General features: G+C 66.4%; 20 protein-coding genes. All 20 read right to left on the bottom strand.

Annotation, left to right across the window (positions count from 1 at the left end; all coding sequences use genetic code 11):
* Positions 1–88 precede the first annotated feature (88 nt).
* Entirely contained in the window at positions 89–274 is a 186-nt protein-coding gene (locus Pka01_RS27445) for a type Z 30S ribosomal protein S14 (RefSeq protein WP_030451489.1), read from the bottom strand.
* A 2-nt stretch (positions 275–276) separates the two neighbouring features.
* Entirely contained in the window at positions 277–846 is a 570-nt protein-coding gene (gene rplE / locus Pka01_RS27450) for a 50S ribosomal protein L5 (protein WP_203885781.1), read from the bottom strand.
* Positions 846–1,157: a 50S ribosomal protein L24 gene (rplX, locus tag Pka01_RS27455; RefSeq protein ID WP_203885806.1), complete on the bottom strand. Its 312-nt coding sequence runs from the start codon at positions 1,155–1,157 to the stop codon at positions 846–848. The genes rplE and rplX overlap by 1 nt, the downstream gene beginning before the upstream one ends.
* A 9-nt stretch (positions 1,158–1,166) precedes the next feature.
* Positions 1,167–1,535: a 50S ribosomal protein L14 gene (gene rplN / locus Pka01_RS27460; protein ID WP_203885782.1), complete on the bottom strand. Its 369-nt coding sequence runs from the start codon at positions 1,533–1,535 to the stop codon at positions 1,167–1,169.
* A gap of 180 nt (positions 1,536–1,715) precedes the next feature.
* Positions 1,716–2,000: a 30S ribosomal protein S17 gene (gene rpsQ / locus Pka01_RS27465; RefSeq protein ID WP_203885783.1), complete on the bottom strand. Its 285-nt coding sequence runs from the start codon at positions 1,998–2,000 to the stop codon at positions 1,716–1,718.
* On the bottom strand, positions 1,993–2,229 hold the full coding sequence (rpmC, locus tag Pka01_RS27470) for a 50S ribosomal protein L29 (RefSeq protein ID WP_203885784.1): 237 nt from the start codon (positions 2,227–2,229) through the stop codon (positions 1,993–1,995). The genes rpsQ and rpmC overlap by 8 nt, the downstream gene beginning before the upstream one ends.
* Positions 2,229–2,648 carry a 50S ribosomal protein L16 gene (rplP, locus tag Pka01_RS27475; RefSeq protein WP_203885785.1) on the bottom strand — a complete coding sequence of 140 codons (420 nt, stop codon included), beginning with the start codon at positions 2,646–2,648 and terminating at the stop codon, positions 2,229–2,231. Before rplP ends, rpmC begins: the two co-directional genes overlap by 1 nt.
* 2 nt (positions 2,649–2,650) lie before the next feature.
* Complete coding sequence (rpsC, locus tag Pka01_RS27480; RefSeq protein ID WP_203885786.1) at positions 2,651–3,514, bottom strand: 30S ribosomal protein S3; 864 nt, start codon at positions 3,512–3,514, stop codon at positions 2,651–2,653.
* Positions 3,514–3,873: a 50S ribosomal protein L22 gene (gene rplV, locus Pka01_RS27485; protein ID WP_203885787.1), complete on the bottom strand. Its 360-nt coding sequence runs from the start codon at positions 3,871–3,873 to the stop codon at positions 3,514–3,516. Before rplV ends, rpsC begins: the two co-directional genes overlap by 1 nt.
* Before the next feature lie 32 nt (positions 3,874–3,905).
* Entirely contained in the window at positions 3,906–4,184 is a 279-nt protein-coding gene (gene rpsS, locus Pka01_RS27490; RefSeq protein ID WP_203885788.1) for a 30S ribosomal protein S19, read from the bottom strand.
* Positions 4,185–4,195: 11 nt separating this feature from the next.
* The gene (gene rplB / locus Pka01_RS27495; RefSeq protein ID WP_203885789.1) at positions 4,196–5,032 is read right to left on the bottom strand and encodes a 50S ribosomal protein L2; all 837 of its coding nucleotides are present in this window, start codon (positions 5,030–5,032) and stop codon (positions 4,196–4,198) included.
* 129 nt (positions 5,033–5,161) lie between these two features.
* A complete protein-coding gene (rplW, locus tag Pka01_RS27500; protein ID WP_203885790.1) occupies positions 5,162–5,464 on the bottom strand; it encodes a 50S ribosomal protein L23 in 303 nt (100 codons plus the stop codon).
* Positions 5,464–6,111 carry a 50S ribosomal protein L4 gene (rplD, locus tag Pka01_RS27505; protein WP_203885791.1) on the bottom strand — a complete coding sequence of 216 codons (648 nt, stop codon included), beginning with the start codon at positions 6,109–6,111 and terminating at the stop codon, positions 5,464–5,466. The genes rplW and rplD overlap by 1 nt, the downstream gene beginning before the upstream one ends.
* The gene (gene rplC / locus Pka01_RS27510; protein ID WP_203885792.1) at positions 6,108–6,761 is read right to left on the bottom strand and encodes a 50S ribosomal protein L3; all 654 of its coding nucleotides are present in this window, start codon (positions 6,759–6,761) and stop codon (positions 6,108–6,110) included. The genes rplD and rplC overlap by 4 nt, the downstream gene beginning before the upstream one ends.
* A gap of 14 nt (positions 6,762–6,775) precedes the next feature.
* On the bottom strand, positions 6,776–7,084 hold the full coding sequence (rpsJ, locus tag Pka01_RS27515) for a 30S ribosomal protein S10 (RefSeq protein ID WP_012887830.1): 309 nt from the start codon (positions 7,082–7,084) through the stop codon (positions 6,776–6,778).
* A gap of 242 nt (positions 7,085–7,326) precedes the next feature.
* Positions 7,327–8,520 (bottom strand): elongation factor Tu, encoded by a 1,194-nt coding sequence (tuf, locus tag Pka01_RS27520; RefSeq protein WP_203885793.1) that lies wholly within the window; start codon positions 8,518–8,520, stop codon positions 7,327–7,329.
* Positions 8,521–8,686: 166 nt separating this feature from the next.
* Entirely contained in the window at positions 8,687–10,786 is a 2,100-nt protein-coding gene (fusA, locus tag Pka01_RS27525; protein ID WP_203885794.1) for an elongation factor G, read from the bottom strand.
* 39 nt (positions 10,787–10,825) lie between these two features.
* Complete coding sequence (gene rpsG / locus Pka01_RS27530; RefSeq protein WP_061253214.1) at positions 10,826–11,296, bottom strand: 30S ribosomal protein S7; 471 nt, start codon at positions 11,294–11,296, stop codon at positions 10,826–10,828.
* Position 11,297: 1 nt separating this feature from the next.
* A complete protein-coding gene (rpsL, locus tag Pka01_RS27535) occupies positions 11,298–11,672 on the bottom strand; it encodes a 30S ribosomal protein S12 (RefSeq protein ID WP_067130077.1) in 375 nt (124 codons plus the stop codon).
* A gap of 540 nt (positions 11,673–12,212) precedes the next feature.
* A complete protein-coding gene (locus tag Pka01_RS27540) occupies positions 12,213–16,088 on the bottom strand; it encodes a DNA-directed RNA polymerase subunit beta' (RefSeq protein WP_203885795.1) in 3,876 nt (1,291 codons plus the stop codon).
* Between the last annotated feature and the right edge of the window lie 23 nt (positions 16,089–16,111).

A 16,111-nucleotide genomic window follows, 5' to 3' on the forward strand; every position in this document is an offset into this window, starting at 1 on the left:
AGTGGACCTACGGTGCGGTCATGGGCGCCGGCGGTGCCGGCGCCCGGTTTATATGACTTCTGCTGCGGCGGGTGACCCCGGGCGGGGTCTACCAGCTCGACTTGGTGATGCCGGGCAGCTCGCCCCGGTGCGCCATCTCGCGGAAGCACACGCGGCAGAGCCCGAACTTGCGGTAGACAGCGCGCGGACGGCCGCAGCGCGAGCACCGAGTGTACGCCCGGACCTCGAACTTCTGCTTGCGCGCTGCCTTGACCTTGAGCGACGTCTTCGCCATGATCAGGCCTCCTTGAAGGGGAATCCGAGGTGCTTCAGCAGCGCCCGCCCCTGCTCGTCGTTCTTCGCGGTGGTCACGACCGTGATGTCCATGCCCCGCTGCCGGTCGACCCTGTCCTGGTCGACCTCGTGGAACATGACCTGCTCGGTGAGTCCGAAGGTGTAGTTGCCGTTACCGTCGAACTGCTTCGGCGACAGACCGCGGAAGTCACGGATACGCGGAAGCGCCAGCGACAGCAGCCGGTCGAGGAACTCCCACATGCGGTCGCCGCGCAGCGTCACGTGGGCGCCGATGGGCATGCCCTCGCGGAGCTTGAACTGCGCGATGGACTTGCGGGCGCGGGCGACGGCCGGCTTCTGACCGGTGATCGCGGTGAGGTCGCGGACGGCGCCCTCGATGAGCTTCGAGTCGCGGGCGGCCTCGCCGACACCCATGTTCACCTTGATCTTGGTGACCCCGGGAACCAGCATGATGTTCTCGATGCCGAACTCCTCGCGCAGCTTCGCGATGATCTCCTCGCGGTAGCGCTGCTTGAGGCGCGGAACGGTGCGCTCTTCAGTGGTGGCGGTCATCAGTTGTCCTCACCCGTCTCGTCGGCCTCGGCGCTCTTCGCGGCGGCCTTCTTCTCGGGCTTGTCCTTGGGCTTCTCTTCATCCTTGAGCTTCTTGACGTTGCTCACGTGGATGGGGGCCTCCATGGTCTGCACGCCGCCTTCCTTGGCGCCGCGCGGACCCTGGTGGGTCACCTTCGAGTGCTTCTTGACCATGTTCACGCCCTCGACCACCACGCGCTCCTCGCGCGGGTAGGCGGCGATGATCCGGCCCTCGGCACCCTTGTCCTTGCCGGCGATGACCTTGACCAGGTCACCCTTCTTCACATGCAGCTTCGGCATTTACAACACCTCCGGGGCGAGCGAGATGATGCGCATGAACCTCTTGTCACGAAGTTCACGGCCGACCGGGCCGAAGATGCGCGTGCCCCGGGGGTCGCCGCTGTCCTTGATGATGACCGCGGCGTTCTCGTCGAAGCGGATGTAGGAGCCGTCGGGGCGGCGGCGCTCCTTCACGGTGCGCACCACGACAGCCTTGACAACGTCGCCTTTTTTCACGCCGCCGCCGGGAATGGCGTCCTTCACCGTCGCAACGATGACATCGCCGATTCCCGCGTAGCGCCGACCCGAGCCACCGAGAACGCGGATGCAAAGGATCTCCTTGGCACCCGTGTTGTCGGCGACCTTGAGCCGCGACTCCTGCTGGATCACGTCAACTCCTGTGTGTCGCGCCGGTTCTCACCTTCCGGTGAGCCTGGCGGAACTGATGTGGTCTTGTTCCCTCGGCGACAGCCCGTGGACCGCCGCCGCTGGCGGCCCGGACCGTTCGGCCCGGACCCTTGGACACCGTCGTGGGGGATGGTCTCCCATCCCCCACGAGGCGCGTTCTCGTTACTTGGCCTTCTCGAGGATCTCGACGACGCGCCAGCGCTTGCTGGCCGACAGCGGCCGGGTCTCCATCAGGAGGACACGGTCGCCGACGCCGCAGGTGTTCTGCTCGTCGTGGGCCTTGTACTTCGTCGTACGGCGGATGACCTTGCCGTACAGCGGGTGCTTCACGCGGTCCTCGACGGCGACGACGACGGTCTTGTCCATCTTGTCGCTGACCACCAGGCCCTCACGGGTCTTGCGGTAGTTCCGCGCCTGCTTCTCGGTTGTCTCTGCTGCCTCAGCCATCGCTCGTCTCCTTCTCGACCGTGACGATTCCGAGCTCGCGCTCACGCATCACGGTGTAGATACGGGCGATCTCGCGCCGGACGGCACGCAGCCGCCCGTGGCTCTCCAACTGACCGGTCGCCGACTGGAAGCGGAGGTTGAACAGCTCCTCCTTGGCTTCCTTCAGCTTCTGGACCAGGACTTCCTGGTCCTCGGGCCGCAGCTCACCGGCGGTCAGGCCCTTAGCCATCACGCCTCACCCACTTCACGCTTCACAAACCGGCACTTCATCGGGAGCTTGTGCATCGCACGGCGCAGGGCCTCACGGGCCACGGGCTCGGCGACACCGGACAGCTCGAACATGATCCGGCCGGGCTTGACATTGGCGATCCACCACTCCGGAGAACCCTTACCGGAACCCATGCGGGTCTCGGCAGGCTTCTTGGTGAGGGGACGGTCCGGGTAGATGTTGATCCACACCTTGCCACCACGGCGGATGTGCCGGGTCATGGCGATACGTGCGGCCTCGATCTGGCGGTTGGTCACGTAGGAGTGCTCAAGCGCCTGGATGCCGAACTCGCCGAAGACGACCCTGGTACCACCCTTGGCGGCACCATGACGGTCGGGCCGGTGCTGCTTACGGTGCTTGACCCTGCGAGGGATCAGCATGGTCAGCTCCCTTCGGCACCCGGCTGCTCCGCCGGGCCGGTCTCGGGGGCAGCCTGCGCGGCGGCCTCGGTTCTGGGTGCACGGTCCGAACGACCGGCGGCCCCGCCACGACGCGGACGGTCTCCGCCACCACGACGCGGGCGGTCTCCGCCCGGGCCGCCACGGCGGTCGTCGCGCTCACGACGCTGACCGGCGCGGGCGCCGGCAGCCGCGACGGCGGCGGCCTCACGCTCGGCGCGGCTCGTCGGGGCTTCGCCCTTGTAGATCCACACCTTCACGCCGATGCGGCCGAACGTGGTGCGGGCCTCGTAGAAGCCGTAGTCGATGTCGGCGCGGAGCGTGTGCAGGGGCACGCGGCCCTCGCGGTAGAACTCCGAGCGGGACATCTCCGCACCGCCGAGGCGGCCGGCGCACTGGACACGGATGCCCTTGGCGCCGCTCTTCATGGCGGACTGCATGGCCTTGCGCATGGCCCGGCGGAACGAGACGCGGCTGGACAGCTGCTCGGCCACGCCCTGCGCGACGAGCTGCGCGTCGATCTCGGGGTTCTTCACCTCGAGGATGTTCAGCTGGACCTGCTTCTTGGTCAGCTTCTCCAGGTCGCCGCGGATGCGGTCGGCCTCCGCGCCGCGACGGCCGATGACGATGCCCGGCCGGGCGGTGTGGATGTCGACCTGCACGCGGTCGGTCGTACGCTCGATCTCGACCTTGGAGATGCCGGCCCGCTCCATGCCCTTCTGCAGCATGCGACGGATCGCCACGTCCTCGGCGACGTACGACTTATAGAGCTTGTCGGCGTACCACCGGCTCTTGAAGTCGGTCGTGATGCCGAGGCGGAACCCGTGCGGGTTAACCTTCTGGCCCACTATCGGGTCCTTCCCTTCGGCTTCGGCTCGCGAGTTTCCACGATCACCGTGATGTGGCTCGTCCGCTTGTTGATCCGGTAGGCGCGACCCTGGGCACGCGGACGGAACCGCTTGAGCGTCGGGCCCTCGTCGACCCACGCACGGCTCACGACGAGCGTGTCACGGTCGAGCTTGAAGTTGTGCTCCGCGTTCGCGATCGCGCTCGAGAGCACCTTGTAAACGGTCTCGCTCGCCGCCTGGGGAGCGAACTGCAGCACGGCCTGCGCCTCCGAAGCGGGCAGCCCGCGAATGAGGTCCACCACACGGCGGGCCTTCCGGGGCGTGTGGCGCGCGAACCGCGCCTGTGCCCTGGCTTCCATCGCTGTCTCCTCTGATGCTTACTTGAAGGCGCTTACCGCCGGCTGCGGCGGTCTTCCTTGACGTGGCTGCGGAACGTCCGCGTGGGCGCGAACTCTCCGAGCTTGTGACCGATCATCGCGTCGGTGATGAACACCGGGACGTGCTTGCGGCCGTCGTGCACGGCGATCGTGTGACCGATCATGTCCGGCACGATCATGGAGCGCCGCGACCACGTCTTGATGACGTTCTTGGTGCCCTTCTCGTTCTGTGCGTCCACCTTCTTCTGAAGGTGGTCGTCCACGAAGGGGCCCTTCTTAAGGCTACGTGGCATTTTGGCTGCTCCTACCGCTTCTTCCGCTTGCTCCGACGACGGATGATCAGCCGGTCGCTCGGCTTGTTCGCCTGCCGGGTGCGGCCCTCGGGCTTGCCCTTGGGGTTCACCGGGTGGCGACCGCCGGAGGTCTTGCCCTCACCACCACCGTGCGGGTGGTCGACCGGGTTCATGGCGACACCGCGGACCGTGGGGCGCTTGCCCTTCCAACGGTTGCGGCCGGCCTTACCGAGGTTGATGTTGGCCTGCTCGGCGTTGCCCACCTGGCCCACAGAGGCGCGGCAGCGAATGTCGACCTGGCGCATTTCTCCGGACGGCATACGCAGCGTGGCGTAGCTGCCCTCCTTGGCGAGCAGCTGGATCTGCGCGCCGGCGCTGCGACCGAGCTTGGCGCCACCACCCGGACGGAGCTCCACCGCGTGGATGAAGGTACCGGTCGGGATGTTGCGCAGCGGCAGGCAGTTGCCCGGCTTGATGTCGGCGGCGGGGCCGTTCTCGATGCGGTCCCCCTGCTTGAGGCCGGCGGGCGCGAGGATGTAGCGCTTCTCGCCGTCGGCGTAGTGCAGCAGCGCGATGCGGGAGGTCCGGTTCGGGTCGTACTCGATGTGAGCGACCTTGGCCGGGATCCCGTCCTTGTCGTGGCGGCGGAAGTCGATGATCCGGTAGGCGCGCTTGTGCCCGCCTCCCTGGTGCCGGGCGGTGACCCGGCCGTGTACGTTACGACCGCCCTTGCTGTGCAGGGGTGCAAGCAGCGACTTCTCGGGCGTGCTGCGCGTGATCTCGGCGAAGTCCGAGACGCTCGCGCCGCGACGACCCGGTGTCGTCGGCTTGTATTTGCGGATGCCCATCTTTTTCGTTCATCCTTCGTCGGTTCATACCGGTAGGGGTCCGCCTCACGGCGGTCCCCCCGGTGCTGACTTTCCAGGACCGGCCGGCTCGCCTCCCGGCGAGGCGGCCCGTCCCTGCGTGTGGCGGAGTTAGCCGATCTGACCGAAGATGTCGATCCGCTCACCCTCAGCCAGGCTCACGATCGCGCGCTTGGTGTCGGGGCGCTGACCGTAGCCGGTCCTCGTCCGCTTGCGCTTGCCCTGGCGGTTGATCGTGTTCACGCTCGTGACCTTGACCCCGAAGATCTGCTCGATGGCGATCTTCACCTGGGTCTTGTTCACATCCTTGCGGACCAGGAAGGTGTACTTGTTGTGCTCATCGATCAGGCCGTAGCTCTTCTCAGAGACGATCGGCTTGAGGATGACGTCGCGAGGGTCGGCGATCTTCTGCATCAGCCCTCATCCTTCCCGGTGCTCGCCAGCCGGGCCACGACCTGCTCGTAGGCTTCCTGAGTGAAGACCACGTCGTCATGGACCAGCACGTCATAGGTGTTCAGCTGCCCGGCGTCCAGCAGGTGGACCTCGGGAGCGTTACGCAGGCTCAGCCAGGTGTTCTCGTCGTTCTCGTCGACGACGACGAGCACGCTGCGAGCCTCAGTGATCTTCCGCAGCGCCTGCAGCGCGGCCTTGGTCTTGGGGGTCTCCCCGTCGACCAGGCTGCTCACCACGTGGACGCGTCCGCCGCCGGCCCGGTCCGACAGGGCGCCGCGCAGCGCGGCGGCCTTCATCTTCTTGGGCGTCCGCTGCTCGTACGAGCGCGGCGTCGGGCCGTGGACGACGCCACCACCGGTGAACTGCGGGGCGCGGGTCGAACCCTGGCGGGCGCGGCCGGTGCCCTTCTGGCGGTACGGCTTCTTGCCGCCACCGCTGACCTCGCCGCGGGTCTTGGTCTTGTGCGTGCCCTGCCGGCGAGCGGCGAGCTGCGCGACCACGACCTGGTGGATCAGCGGGATGTTGACCTTGGCGCCGAAGACGGCGTCGGGCAGGTCGACGGTTCCGGTCTTCGAGCCGCTGGCGTCGAGGACGTCAATGGTGCTCACTTGGCAGCCCCCTTCTTGGCAGCGGTGCGGAGGAGGACCAGGCTGCCGTTGGCGCCGGGGATCGCACCCTTGATCAGGATGAGGCCCTTCTCGGCGTCCACGGCGTGGACCTTCAGGCTCTGGATGGTCACGCGGACGTTACCCATCCGGCCGGCCATGCGCAGGCCCTTGAATACGCGGCCCGGGGTGGCGCAGCCGCCGATTGAACCCGGGGAGCGGTGCTTGCGCTGGGTACCGTGCGAAGCGCCCAGACCACGGAAGTTGTGGCGCTTCATGACACCCGCGAAGCCCTTGCCCTTGCTCTTGCCGGTGACGTCCACGTACTGCCCGGCCTCGAAGGTGTCCGCGAGGACTTCCTGGCCGATGGTGTACTCGGACGCGTCGTCGGTGCGGACCTCGGTGAAGTAACGGCGCGGGGTGATGTCGTGCTTGCGCAGGTAGTCACCCAGCGGCTTGTTGACCTTCCGCGGGTCGACCTGCCCGTAGCCGAGCTGGACGGCGGAGTAGCCGTCCTGCTCCGGCGTGCGGACCCTGGTCACCACACACGGACCGGCCTCGACGACGGTGACCGGAACCAGCCTGTTCCCCTCGTCGAAGACCTGGGTCATGCCGAGCTTCTTGCCCAGGACGCCCTTGATCTGCTTAGCCATGTCAGTGCGTTCCCTCAGAGCTTGATCGAGATGTCGACGCCGGCAGGAAGGTCGAGCCGCATGAGCGAGTCGACGGTCTTCGGCGTCGGGTCGATGATGTCAATCAGCCGCTTGTGCGTGCGCATCTCAAAGTGCTCGCGGCTGTCCTTGTACTTGTGCGGCGACCGGATGACGCAGTACACGTTCTTCTCGGTCGGCAGCGGCACCGGGCCAGCGACCTTGGCGCCGGTCCGCGTCACCGTCTCGACGATCTTCTTGGCCGAGCTGTCGATGACCTCGTGGTCATACGCCTTGAGCCGGATGCGGATCTTCTGTCCCGCCATAGTGGCCTCGGTGTCCTTCGCTGTCGTCGTATAAAGCTTCATGCGGCCTGTTGCCGCTGTGGTTTCCCCGCGATCGGCGTCCGGATCTCGTCCGGTTCTCCGTGATCTGGCAGTCGTTTCGGTCATCACCTGCCGAAACCACTGCGAGATCACGGTCTCGTCGTTCGTGGGACGGGGCCTGGGCCCCTCCGTGGTGCGGCGGTCAGGTCCGTAGGGGGCCTGACCGCCACTCCGCGGTGGTGCTACTTGATGATCTTCGTAACCCGGCCGGCGCCGACGGTGCGGCCACCCTCACGGATCGCGAACTTGAGGCCTTCCTCCATCGCGATCGGCTGGATGAGCTGGACGGACATCTCGGTGTTGTCACCGGGCATGACCATCTCAGTGCCCTCAGGCAGCGTCACGACGCCCGTAACGTCCGTCGTACGGAAGTAGAACTGCGGGCGGTAGTTGTTGAAGAACGGCGTGTGGCGGCCGCCCTCGTCCTTGGACAGGATGTAGACCTGCGCCTCGAACTCGGTGTGCGGGGTGGTCGTGCCCGGCTTGATGACACACTGGCCGCGCTCGACGTCCTCACGCTTGATGCCGCGCAGGAGCAGACCGACGTTGTCACCGGCCTGACCCTCATCGAGGAGCTTGCGGAACATCTCGACACCGGTGACGGTGGTCGTGGTGCTCTTCTCCTTGATGCCGATGATGTCGACGGTCTCGTTGACCTTGACGACGCCACGCTCGATACGGCCGGTGACGACGGTGCCACGACCGGTGATCGAGAACACGTCCTCGATCGGCATCAGGAACGGCTTCTCGGTCTCACGAACCGGCTCGGGGACGTTGTCGTCCACGGCGGTCATGAGCTCAATGATGCTGTCGGCCCACTTCTCGTCGCCCTCGAGCGCCTTGAGCGCCGAGACGCGCACGACCGGCAGGTCGTCGCCCGGGAACTCCTGAGCGGACAGCAGCTCACGGACCTCGAGCTCGACGAGCTCCAGGATCTCCTCATCGTCGACCATGTCGGCCTTGTTCAGGGCGACGACGATGTAGGGGACGCCGACCTGGCGGGCCAGGAGGACGTGCTCCTTGGTCTGCGGCATCGGGCCGTCCGTGGCGGCGACCACGAGGATCGCGCCGTCCATCTGCGCGGCACCCGTGATCATGTTCTTCACGTAGTCGGCGTGACCGGGGCAGTCCACGTGAGCGTAGTGGCGCTTCTCGGTCTGGTACTCGACGTGCGCGATGGAGATCGTGATTCCGCGAGCCTTCTCCTCGGGCGCCTTGTCGATCTTGTCGAACGGGGTCGCCTCGTTGAGCTGCGGGTAACGGTCGTGGAGCACCTTGGTGATCGCCGCGGTCAGAGTGGTCTTGCCGTGGTCGATGTGCCCAATGGTGCCGATGTTCACGTGCGGCTTGTTCCGCTCGAACTTGGCCTTGGCCACTGCTCTGTCTCCTTAGAGATTCTGACTTGACTTGCGTTTCCAACTCAGGCCCCGTACCGCTCGGCGCCCGAGAGCGCCCTGCCGTACGCGAAGGGACTCACGTCCCGAGCCTCTCCGGAGACGGGGCGTCGATTCGCATCGGCGCCCCGTCTGGAGCGGCACGGAACTATTCGCCCCGAGCCTTCGCGACGATCTCCTTGGCGATGCCCGGGGGCACCTCCGCGTAGGAGTCGAACTGCATGCTGTAGCTCGCCCGTCCCTGCGTCTTGCTACGCAGGTCACCCACGTAGCCGAACATCTCAGAGAGCGGAACGAGCGCGGTGATGACCCGAGCGCCTGCGCGATCATCCATCGCCTGGATCTGTCCGCGGCGACCGTTCAGGTCACCGATGACGTCACCCATGTAGTCCTCGGGCGTGACGACCTCAACGGCCATCATCGGCTCGAGGAGCACGGCGTCGGCCTTGCGCGCGGCCTCCTTGAAGGCCATCGAACCAGCGATCTTGAAGGCCATTTCCGACGAGTCGACCTCGTGGAACGCGCCGTCTCGCAGGGTGACCTTGACGCCGACCATCGAATAGCCGGCGAGAACACCGAACTCGGCGGCCTCCTGGGCGCCCGCGTCCACCGACGGGATGTACTCCCGCGGGATGCGGCCACCGGAGACCTTGTTCTCGAACTCGTACCCGTCGTTGCCCTCGCCCAGCGGCTCGAGGTCGATGATCACGCGAGCGAACTGACCGGAACCACCGGTCTGCTTCTTGTGCGTGTACTCGACCTTCTCCACCTTGCGGCGAATGGTCTCGCGGTACGCGACCTGAGGACGACCGATGTTCGCCTCGACCTTGAACTCGCGGCGCATCCGGTCGACGATGATCTCCAGGTGGAGCTCACCCATACCCCAGATGACCGTCTGTCCGGTCTCCTCGTCCCGGCGGACCTGGAAGGACGGGTCCTCCTCGGCCAGCCGCTGGATCGCGGTGCCCAGCTTCTCCTGGTCGCCCTTGGTCTTCGGCTCGATCGCGACGCTGATGACCGGCGCCGGGAACGTCATCGACTCGAGGACAACCGGGTTGCTCGGGTCGCAGAGCGTGTCACCGGTGGTGGTGTCCTTCAGGCCCATGACCGCGACGATGGCGCCGGCGGAGGACGAAGGGAGCTCAGCACGCTTGTTGGCGTGCATCTGGTAGATCTTGCCGATCCGCTCCTTCTTGCCCTTCACCGAGTTGATGACACTGGTGCCGGTCTCGAGCGAACCCGAGTAGATGCGGAGGTAGGTGAGCTTGCCCAGGTGTGGGTCGCTCATGATCTTGAACGCCAGCGCGGAGAACGGTTCGTTCGGGTCGGCGTGCCGCTCGACGACCTGGTCCTCGTGCCCGACGGCGTGGCCCTTGAAGGCCGGGATGTCGATCGGAGCGGGGAGGTAGGCCACGACGGCGTCGAGCAGGGGCTGCACGCCCTTGTTCTTGAACGCCGTGCCGCACAGGACGGGGTTGATCGCGCTGGCGATCGTCGCGCGCCGAATGGCGGCCACGAGCTGCTCCTCGGTGGGCTCGACGCCCTCGAGGAAGAGCTCCATGAGCTCGTCGTCGTTCTCGGAGACGGTCTCGACCAGCCTGTCGCGCCACTCGCGAGCCGCGTCGGCGTGGTCGGCCGGGATGTCGACGATGTCGTACATCTCGCCCTTGGCCGCCTCGATGGGCCAGATCAGACCCTTCATCCGCACCAGGTCGATGACGCCCTTGAAGTCGGCCTCAACGCCCCAGGGGAGCTGGATGACCGCCGGGGTCGCGCCCAGACGGTTGATCATCATGTCGACGCAGCGGTGGAACTCCGCGCCGACCCGGTCCATCTTGTTGACGAAGCAGATGCGCGGGACGTTATAGCGGTCGGCCTGACGCCACACGGTCTCGGACTGGGGCTCAACACCCGCGACGCCGTCGAACACGGTGACCGCACCGTCAAGGACACGAAGGTTGCGCTCGACCTCGATGGTGAAGTCGACGTGACCCGGAGTGTCGATGATGTTGATCGTGTGACCGTCCCACTCGCAGGTCGTCGCGGCCGACGTGATCGTGATACCGCGCTCCTGCTCCTGCTCCATCCAGTCCATGGTGGCAGCGCCATCGTGGACTTCACCGATCTTGTAGTTGATACCGGTGTAGAACAGGATGCGTTCGGTCGTCGTGGTCTTGCCCGCATCGATATGGGCGATGATCCCAATGTTGCGGACCTTGGCCAGGTCAAGAGCGGTACTTGCGGCCACTTCTCTCGCGTCCTCGTCGTCTCGTCGAAATTCCGCCGACTACCAGCGGTAGTGAGCGAAGGCCTTGTTGGACTCGGCCATCTTGTGGGTGTCCTCGCGCCGCTTGACGCTGGCGCCGAGGCCGTTGCTCGCGTCGAGCAGCTCGTTCATGAGCCGCTCGGTCATGGTCTTCTCGCGGCGGGCCCGGGAGTACTGCACGAGCCACCGCAGAGCCAGCGTGGTGCTGCGCGCCGCGCGCACCTCGACCGGCACCTGGTAGGTCGCACCGCCGACGCGGCGGCTGCGAACCTCGAGAGTGGGCTTGACGTTGTCGAGCGCCCGCTTGAGGGTGACGACAGGGTCGTTGCCGGTCTTGTCCTTGCATCCCTCGAGGGCGCCGTAGACGATCGACTGCGCGATCGAGCGCTTGCCATCAAGGAGAACCTTGTTGATCAGCGCCGTGACCAGCGGAGAGTTGTGCACCGGGTCAGCGACAAGCTGGCGGCGGCCAGGGGAACCCTTGCGCGGCATGTCAGCTCTTCTCCTTCTTCGCGCCGTAGCGGCTGCGGGCCTGCTTGCGGTTACGGACACCCTGGGTGTCCAGTGAGCCACGGATGATCTTGTAACGAACACCCGGCAGGTCCTTCACACGGCCGCCGCGCACGAGCACGATCGAGTGCTCCTGGAGGTTGTGACCCACTCCAGGGATGTACGCCGTGACCTCGATGCCGTTGGTGAGCCGAACACGGGCCACCTTGCGCAGCGCCGAGTTGGGCTTCTTGGGGGTCGTGGTGTAAACGCGCGTGCATACGCCGCGCCGCTGCGGGCTTCCCTTGAGGGCAGGAGTCTTGGTCTTAGTGACCTTGTCCTGCCGGCCCTTTCGGACCAACTGCTGAATGGTGGGCACCGCGTCTCCGTTTCGTGCCTTGGCCGGTGATACGTAGTTCCTGGTCCAGGACGCCGTTGGCATCTCGATCCAGGCCGTGCATTTCGCAGGCACTGCCGGTGTCATGACCTGCTGGTTTTTAGTCTCCTTCGGCCCACGCGCTCGGGCGTGTCGCGCACTTGGCGCGCCCACACTCGGCAAGCCCGGCCGATTTGGAGGAGTCACACGCCGCTCTAGCCTCCCCTTCGGGAACGACCTTCGAGCGCACGCATGCGAGCCCATGGAGTCCATAGGCACGAAGACACAGGTTACCCAGGACTACGCAACACGTCAAAACGGTTGTCGCCGGATGGTTTGCACCCCGTACCCATGGCCCCCGCGTCCTGCCTTCCTCACAGGCCGCCACTGGGCTCGCTGCGAAGTCTACCTGCACCGGACAGGTCATCTGGCCATTTCCGTGTCTAGTTGTCCTCGCTCCGCTCGGAGCGAGGACAAAGAACATGAAACGCCCGGAGTGGCGGACCACCCCGGGCGTTTCATGTGTGACGTACGAGCTAGGACTTACCGGCCGTACTGGCCGAAGTCGTACTCCTCCAGCGGGACGGCCTCGCCGCTGCCGGAGCCGAACGTGTAGTCCGCGGCCGAGCCGTCGTAGCCGCCGACCGTGTACATCGCGGCCTTGGCCTCCTCGGTGGGCTCCACCCGGATGTTGCGGTACTGGGGCATGCCCGTACCGGCCGGGATGAGCTTACCGATGATGACGTTCTCCTTGAGGCCGAGCAGGGAGTCCGACTTGGCGTGGATCGCCGCGTCGGTGAGCACCCGGGTCGTCTCCTGGAAGGACGCCGCCGACAGCCACGACTCGGTGGCGAGGGACGCCTTCGTGATGCCCATGAGGACCGGACGGCCGGAGGCCGGCTGGCCGCCCTCCGCCTTGGTCTCACGGTTGAGCACCTCGAAGCGCGGCCGCTCGACGAGCTCTCCGGGCAGCAGCTCGGTGTCGCCCGACTCGAGCACGTTCACGCGCTTGAGCATCTGCCGGACGATGACCTCGATGTGCTTGTCGTGGATCGACACACCCTGCGAGCGGTAGACCTGCTGGACCTCGTCCACCAGGTGCAGCTGCACCGCACGGGGGCCGAGGATGCGCAGGACCTCGTTCGGGTTGCGCGCACCGGCGATCAGCAGCTGACCGACCTCGACGCGCTGACCGTCGGAGACCAGCAGCCTGGACCGCATCGACACCGGGTAGGCGATCTCTTCCGAGCCGTCGTCCGGAGTGATGACGATCTTGCGGGTCTTGTCGGTCTCGTCGATCCGCGCCCGGCCCATGACCTCGCTGATCGGAGCGACACCCTTGGGGATGCGCGCCTCGAACAGCTCCTGGACACGCGGCAGACCGTGCGTGATGTCCGCACCCGCCACACCACCGGTGTGGAAGGTACGCATGGTCAGCTGGGTGCCGGGCTCACCGATGGACTGGGCCGCGATGATGCCGACGGCCTCACCGACGTCGACCAGCTTGCCGGTGGCCAGCGAACGGCCGTAGCACGTGGCGCAGACACCGATCTTGGCCTCGCACACCAGGGTGCTGCGGGTCCGGACGGTCTCGACGCCGGCCTCGACGAGCGCGGTCACGATCGCGTCGTTGATGTCGACGCCGACCGAGGCGACGAGCTTGCCGTCCACCTCGACGTCCTCGGCCAGGATCCGGCCGTGCACGTTGCTCTCGGCGTTCTCGGCCTTGACCAGGTTGCCCTGGGGGTCGCGCTCGCCGACGTGCAGCGGGACCGCGCGGTCGGTGCCGCAATCGATCTCGCGGACGATGACGTCCTGGGCCACGTCGACCAGACGACGGGTCAGGTAACCGGAGTCGGCGGTCCGCAGGGCGGTGTCCGCCAGACCCTTGCGCTGGCCGTGGGTGGAGATGAAGTACTCCAGCACCGACAGGCCCTCGCGGAAGGAGGACTTGATCGGACGCGGGATCGTCTCACCCTTGGTGTTGGACACCAGGCCGCGGATGCCGGCGATCTGACGCACCTGCATCTTGTTACCGCGGGCACCGGAGTTGACCATCATCCAGACCGGGTTCGTCGCGGGGAACGCGTTGACCATGTCGGTCTCGACGTCCGCCGTGGCGTGGGTCCAGATCTCGATGAGCTCCTGACGGCGCTCCTCGTCGGTGATCAGACCGCGGTCGTACTCGCGCTGGACCTTGTCGGCCCGCTTCTCGTACGACTCCATGATCGCCGCCTTGTTCGGCGGGGCCACGACGTCCTCGATCGAGATCGTGACACCGGCGCGGGTAGCCCAGTGGAAGCCCGCGTCCTTGAGCGAGTCGAGCGCGTTGGCGACCTCGACCTTCGGGTACCGCTCGGCCAGCTCGTTGACGATTCCGGAGAGCTGCTTCTTGCCGACCTGGTAGTTCACGAAGGGGTAGTTGTCCGGCAGCGTCTGGTTGAACAGGCAGCGGCCGAGCGTGGTCTCCAGCCGGATCGGCTCGCCGGCCTCCCATCCTTCCGGGGCCTCCCAGCCGCGGGGCGGCGGGACGTCCTTGAGCCGAACCTGGATCTTGGCCTGCATGTCCAGCTCGTGGCGGTCGTGGGCCATGAGGGCCTCCGACACGGTGGCGAACACGCGACCGGTACCCGGAGCGTCGGCCTTGTCCGTCGTCAGCCAGTACAGGCCGATGACCATGTCCTGGGTGGGCATCGTCACGGGCTTGCCGTCGGCCGGCTTGAGGATGTTGTTGGTGGACAACATCAGGATGCGCGCCTCGGCCTGGGCCTCGGCGGACAGCGGCAGGTGGACGGCCATCTGGTCACCGTCGAAGTCCGCGTTGAACGCGGTGCAGACGAGCGGGTGAATCTGGATCGCCTTGCCCTCGACCAGCTGCGGCTCGAACGCCTGGATGCCCAGACGGTGCAGCGTGGGCGCACGGTTCAGCAGCACCGGGTGCTCGGTGATGACCTCTTCGAGCACGTCCCACACGACCGGACGGGCACGCTCGACCATCCGCTTGGCCGACTTGATGTTCTGCGCATGGTTCAGGTCGACCAGGCGCTTCATCACGAACGGCTTGAACAGCTCCAGCGCCATCTGCTTGGGCAGGCCGCACTGGTGCAGCTTGAGCTGCGGGCCGACGACGATGACCGAACGGCCGGAGTAGTCGACACGCTTGCCCAGCAGGTTCTGGCGGAACCGGCCCTGCTTGCCCTTCAGCATGTCGCTGAGGGACTTCAGCGGACGGTTGCCGGGGCCGGTGACCGGGCGGCCGCGGCGGCCGTTGTCGAACAGCGCGTCGACGGCCTCCTGCAGCATGCGCTTCTCGTTGTTCACGATGATCTCGGGAGCACCGAGGTCGAGAAGGCGCTTGAGCCGGTTGTTGCGGTTGATGACGCGGCGGTACAGGTCGTTCAGGTCGGAGGTCGCGAAGCGGCCACCGTCCAGCTGGACCATCGGACGCAGGTCCGGCGGGATCACCGGGATGCAGTCGAGCACCATGCCGCTAGGCGAGTTCCTCGTGTTGAGGAACGCCGCGACGACCTTGAGCCGCTTGAGGGCACGGGCCTTCTTCTGACCCTTGCCGCTGCGGATGGTCTCGCGCAGGTTCTCGGCCTCGGCATCCAGGTCGAAGCTGTTGAGCCGCTCCTGGATCGCCTGGGCGCCCATGCCGCCGCGGAAGTAGCGGCCGAAGCGGTCGCGCATCTCGCGGTAGAGCAGCTCGTCGCCCTCGAGGTCCTGGACCTTGAGGTTCTTGAAGCGGCTCCAGACCTCCTCGAGCCGGTCCAGCTCACGCTGGGCGCGGTCGCGCAGCTGCCGCATCTCGCGGTCGGCGCCCTCACGCACCTTGCGGCGCTGGTCGCCCTTGGCGCCGGCGGCCTCCAGCTCGGCCAGGTCGGCCTCGAGCTTCTTCTGCCGGGCCTCGATGTCGGCGTCACGGCGCTGCTCGATGTGCTGCCGCTCGACGGAGATCTTCGCCTCCAGCGACGGCAGGTCACGGTCACGCGTCTCGTTGTCGACGTGCGTGATCATGTAGGCCGCGAAGTAGATGACCTTCTCGAGGTCCTTCGGGGCCAGGTCGAGCAGGTACCCCAGGCGCGAAGGAACGCCCTTGAAGTACCAGATGTGCGTGACGGGCGCGGCCAGCTCGATGTGGCCCATCCGCTCGCGGCGCACCTTGGCGCGCGTGACCTCGACGCCACAACGCTCACAGATGATGCCCTTGAAGCGGACGCGCTTGTACTTGCCGCAGTAGCACTCCCAGTCCCGGGTAGGACCGAAGATCTTCTCGCAGAAGAGCCCGTCCTTTTCCGGCTTGAGAGTCCGGTAGTTGATCGTCTCCGGCTTCTTCACCTCGCCGTGCGACCACTGGCGGATGTCGTCAGCGGTCGCCAGGCCGATTCGGAGTTCGTCGAAGAAGTTGACGTCGAGCACTTTTGATCCCCTCAGCTTCTAGA

Origin of the sequence: Planotetraspora kaengkrachanensis, from assembly GCF_016862895.1 — a bacterium.
Taxonomy (GTDB): Bacteria; Actinomycetota; Actinomycetes; order Streptosporangiales; family Streptosporangiaceae; genus Planotetraspora; species Planotetraspora kaengkrachanensis.

Bases quoted from the DNA above. Each gene is read 5' to 3' on its own strand.
- rpsG (WP_061253214.1), bottom strand. From the start codon at position 11,296: ATGCCGCGCAAGGGTTCCCCTGGCCGCCGCCAGCTTGTCGCTGACCCG.
- rpmC (WP_203885784.1), bottom strand. From the start codon at position 2,229: ATGGCTAAGGGCCTGACCGCCGGTGAGCTGCGGCCCGAGGACCAGGAA.
- rplP (WP_203885785.1), bottom strand. From the start codon at position 2,648: ATGCTGATCCCTCGCAGGGTCAAGCACCGTAAGCAGCACCGGCCCGAC.
- rpsS (WP_203885788.1), bottom strand. From the start codon at position 4,184: ATGCCACGTAGCCTTAAGAAGGGCCCCTTCGTGGACGACCACCTTCAG.
- rplE (WP_203885781.1), bottom strand. From the start codon at position 846: ATGACCGCCACCACTGAAGAGCGCACCGTTCCGCGCCTCAAGCAGCGC.
- rplB (WP_203885789.1), bottom strand. From the start codon at position 5,032: ATGGGCATCCGCAAATACAAGCCGACGACACCGGGTCGTCGCGGCGCG.
- rpsQ (WP_203885783.1), bottom strand. From the start codon at position 2,000: ATGGCTGAGGCAGCAGAGACAACCGAGAAGCAGGCGCGGAACTACCGC.
- rplC (WP_203885792.1), bottom strand. From the start codon at position 6,761: ATGGCTAAGCAGATCAAGGGCGTCCTGGGCAAGAAGCTCGGCATGACC.
- rplV (WP_203885787.1), bottom strand. From the start codon at position 3,873: ATGGAAGCCAGGGCACAGGCGCGGTTCGCGCGCCACACGCCCCGGAAG.
- rplW (WP_203885790.1), bottom strand. From the start codon at position 5,464: ATGCAGAAGATCGCCGACCCTCGCGACGTCATCCTCAAGCCGATCGTC.
- Pka01_RS27445 (WP_030451489.1), bottom strand. From the start codon at position 274: ATGGCGAAGACGTCGCTCAAGGTCAAGGCAGCGCGCAAGCAGAAGTTC.
- rpsJ (WP_012887830.1), bottom strand. From the start codon at position 7,084: ATGGCGGGACAGAAGATCCGCATCCGGCTCAAGGCGTATGACCACGAG.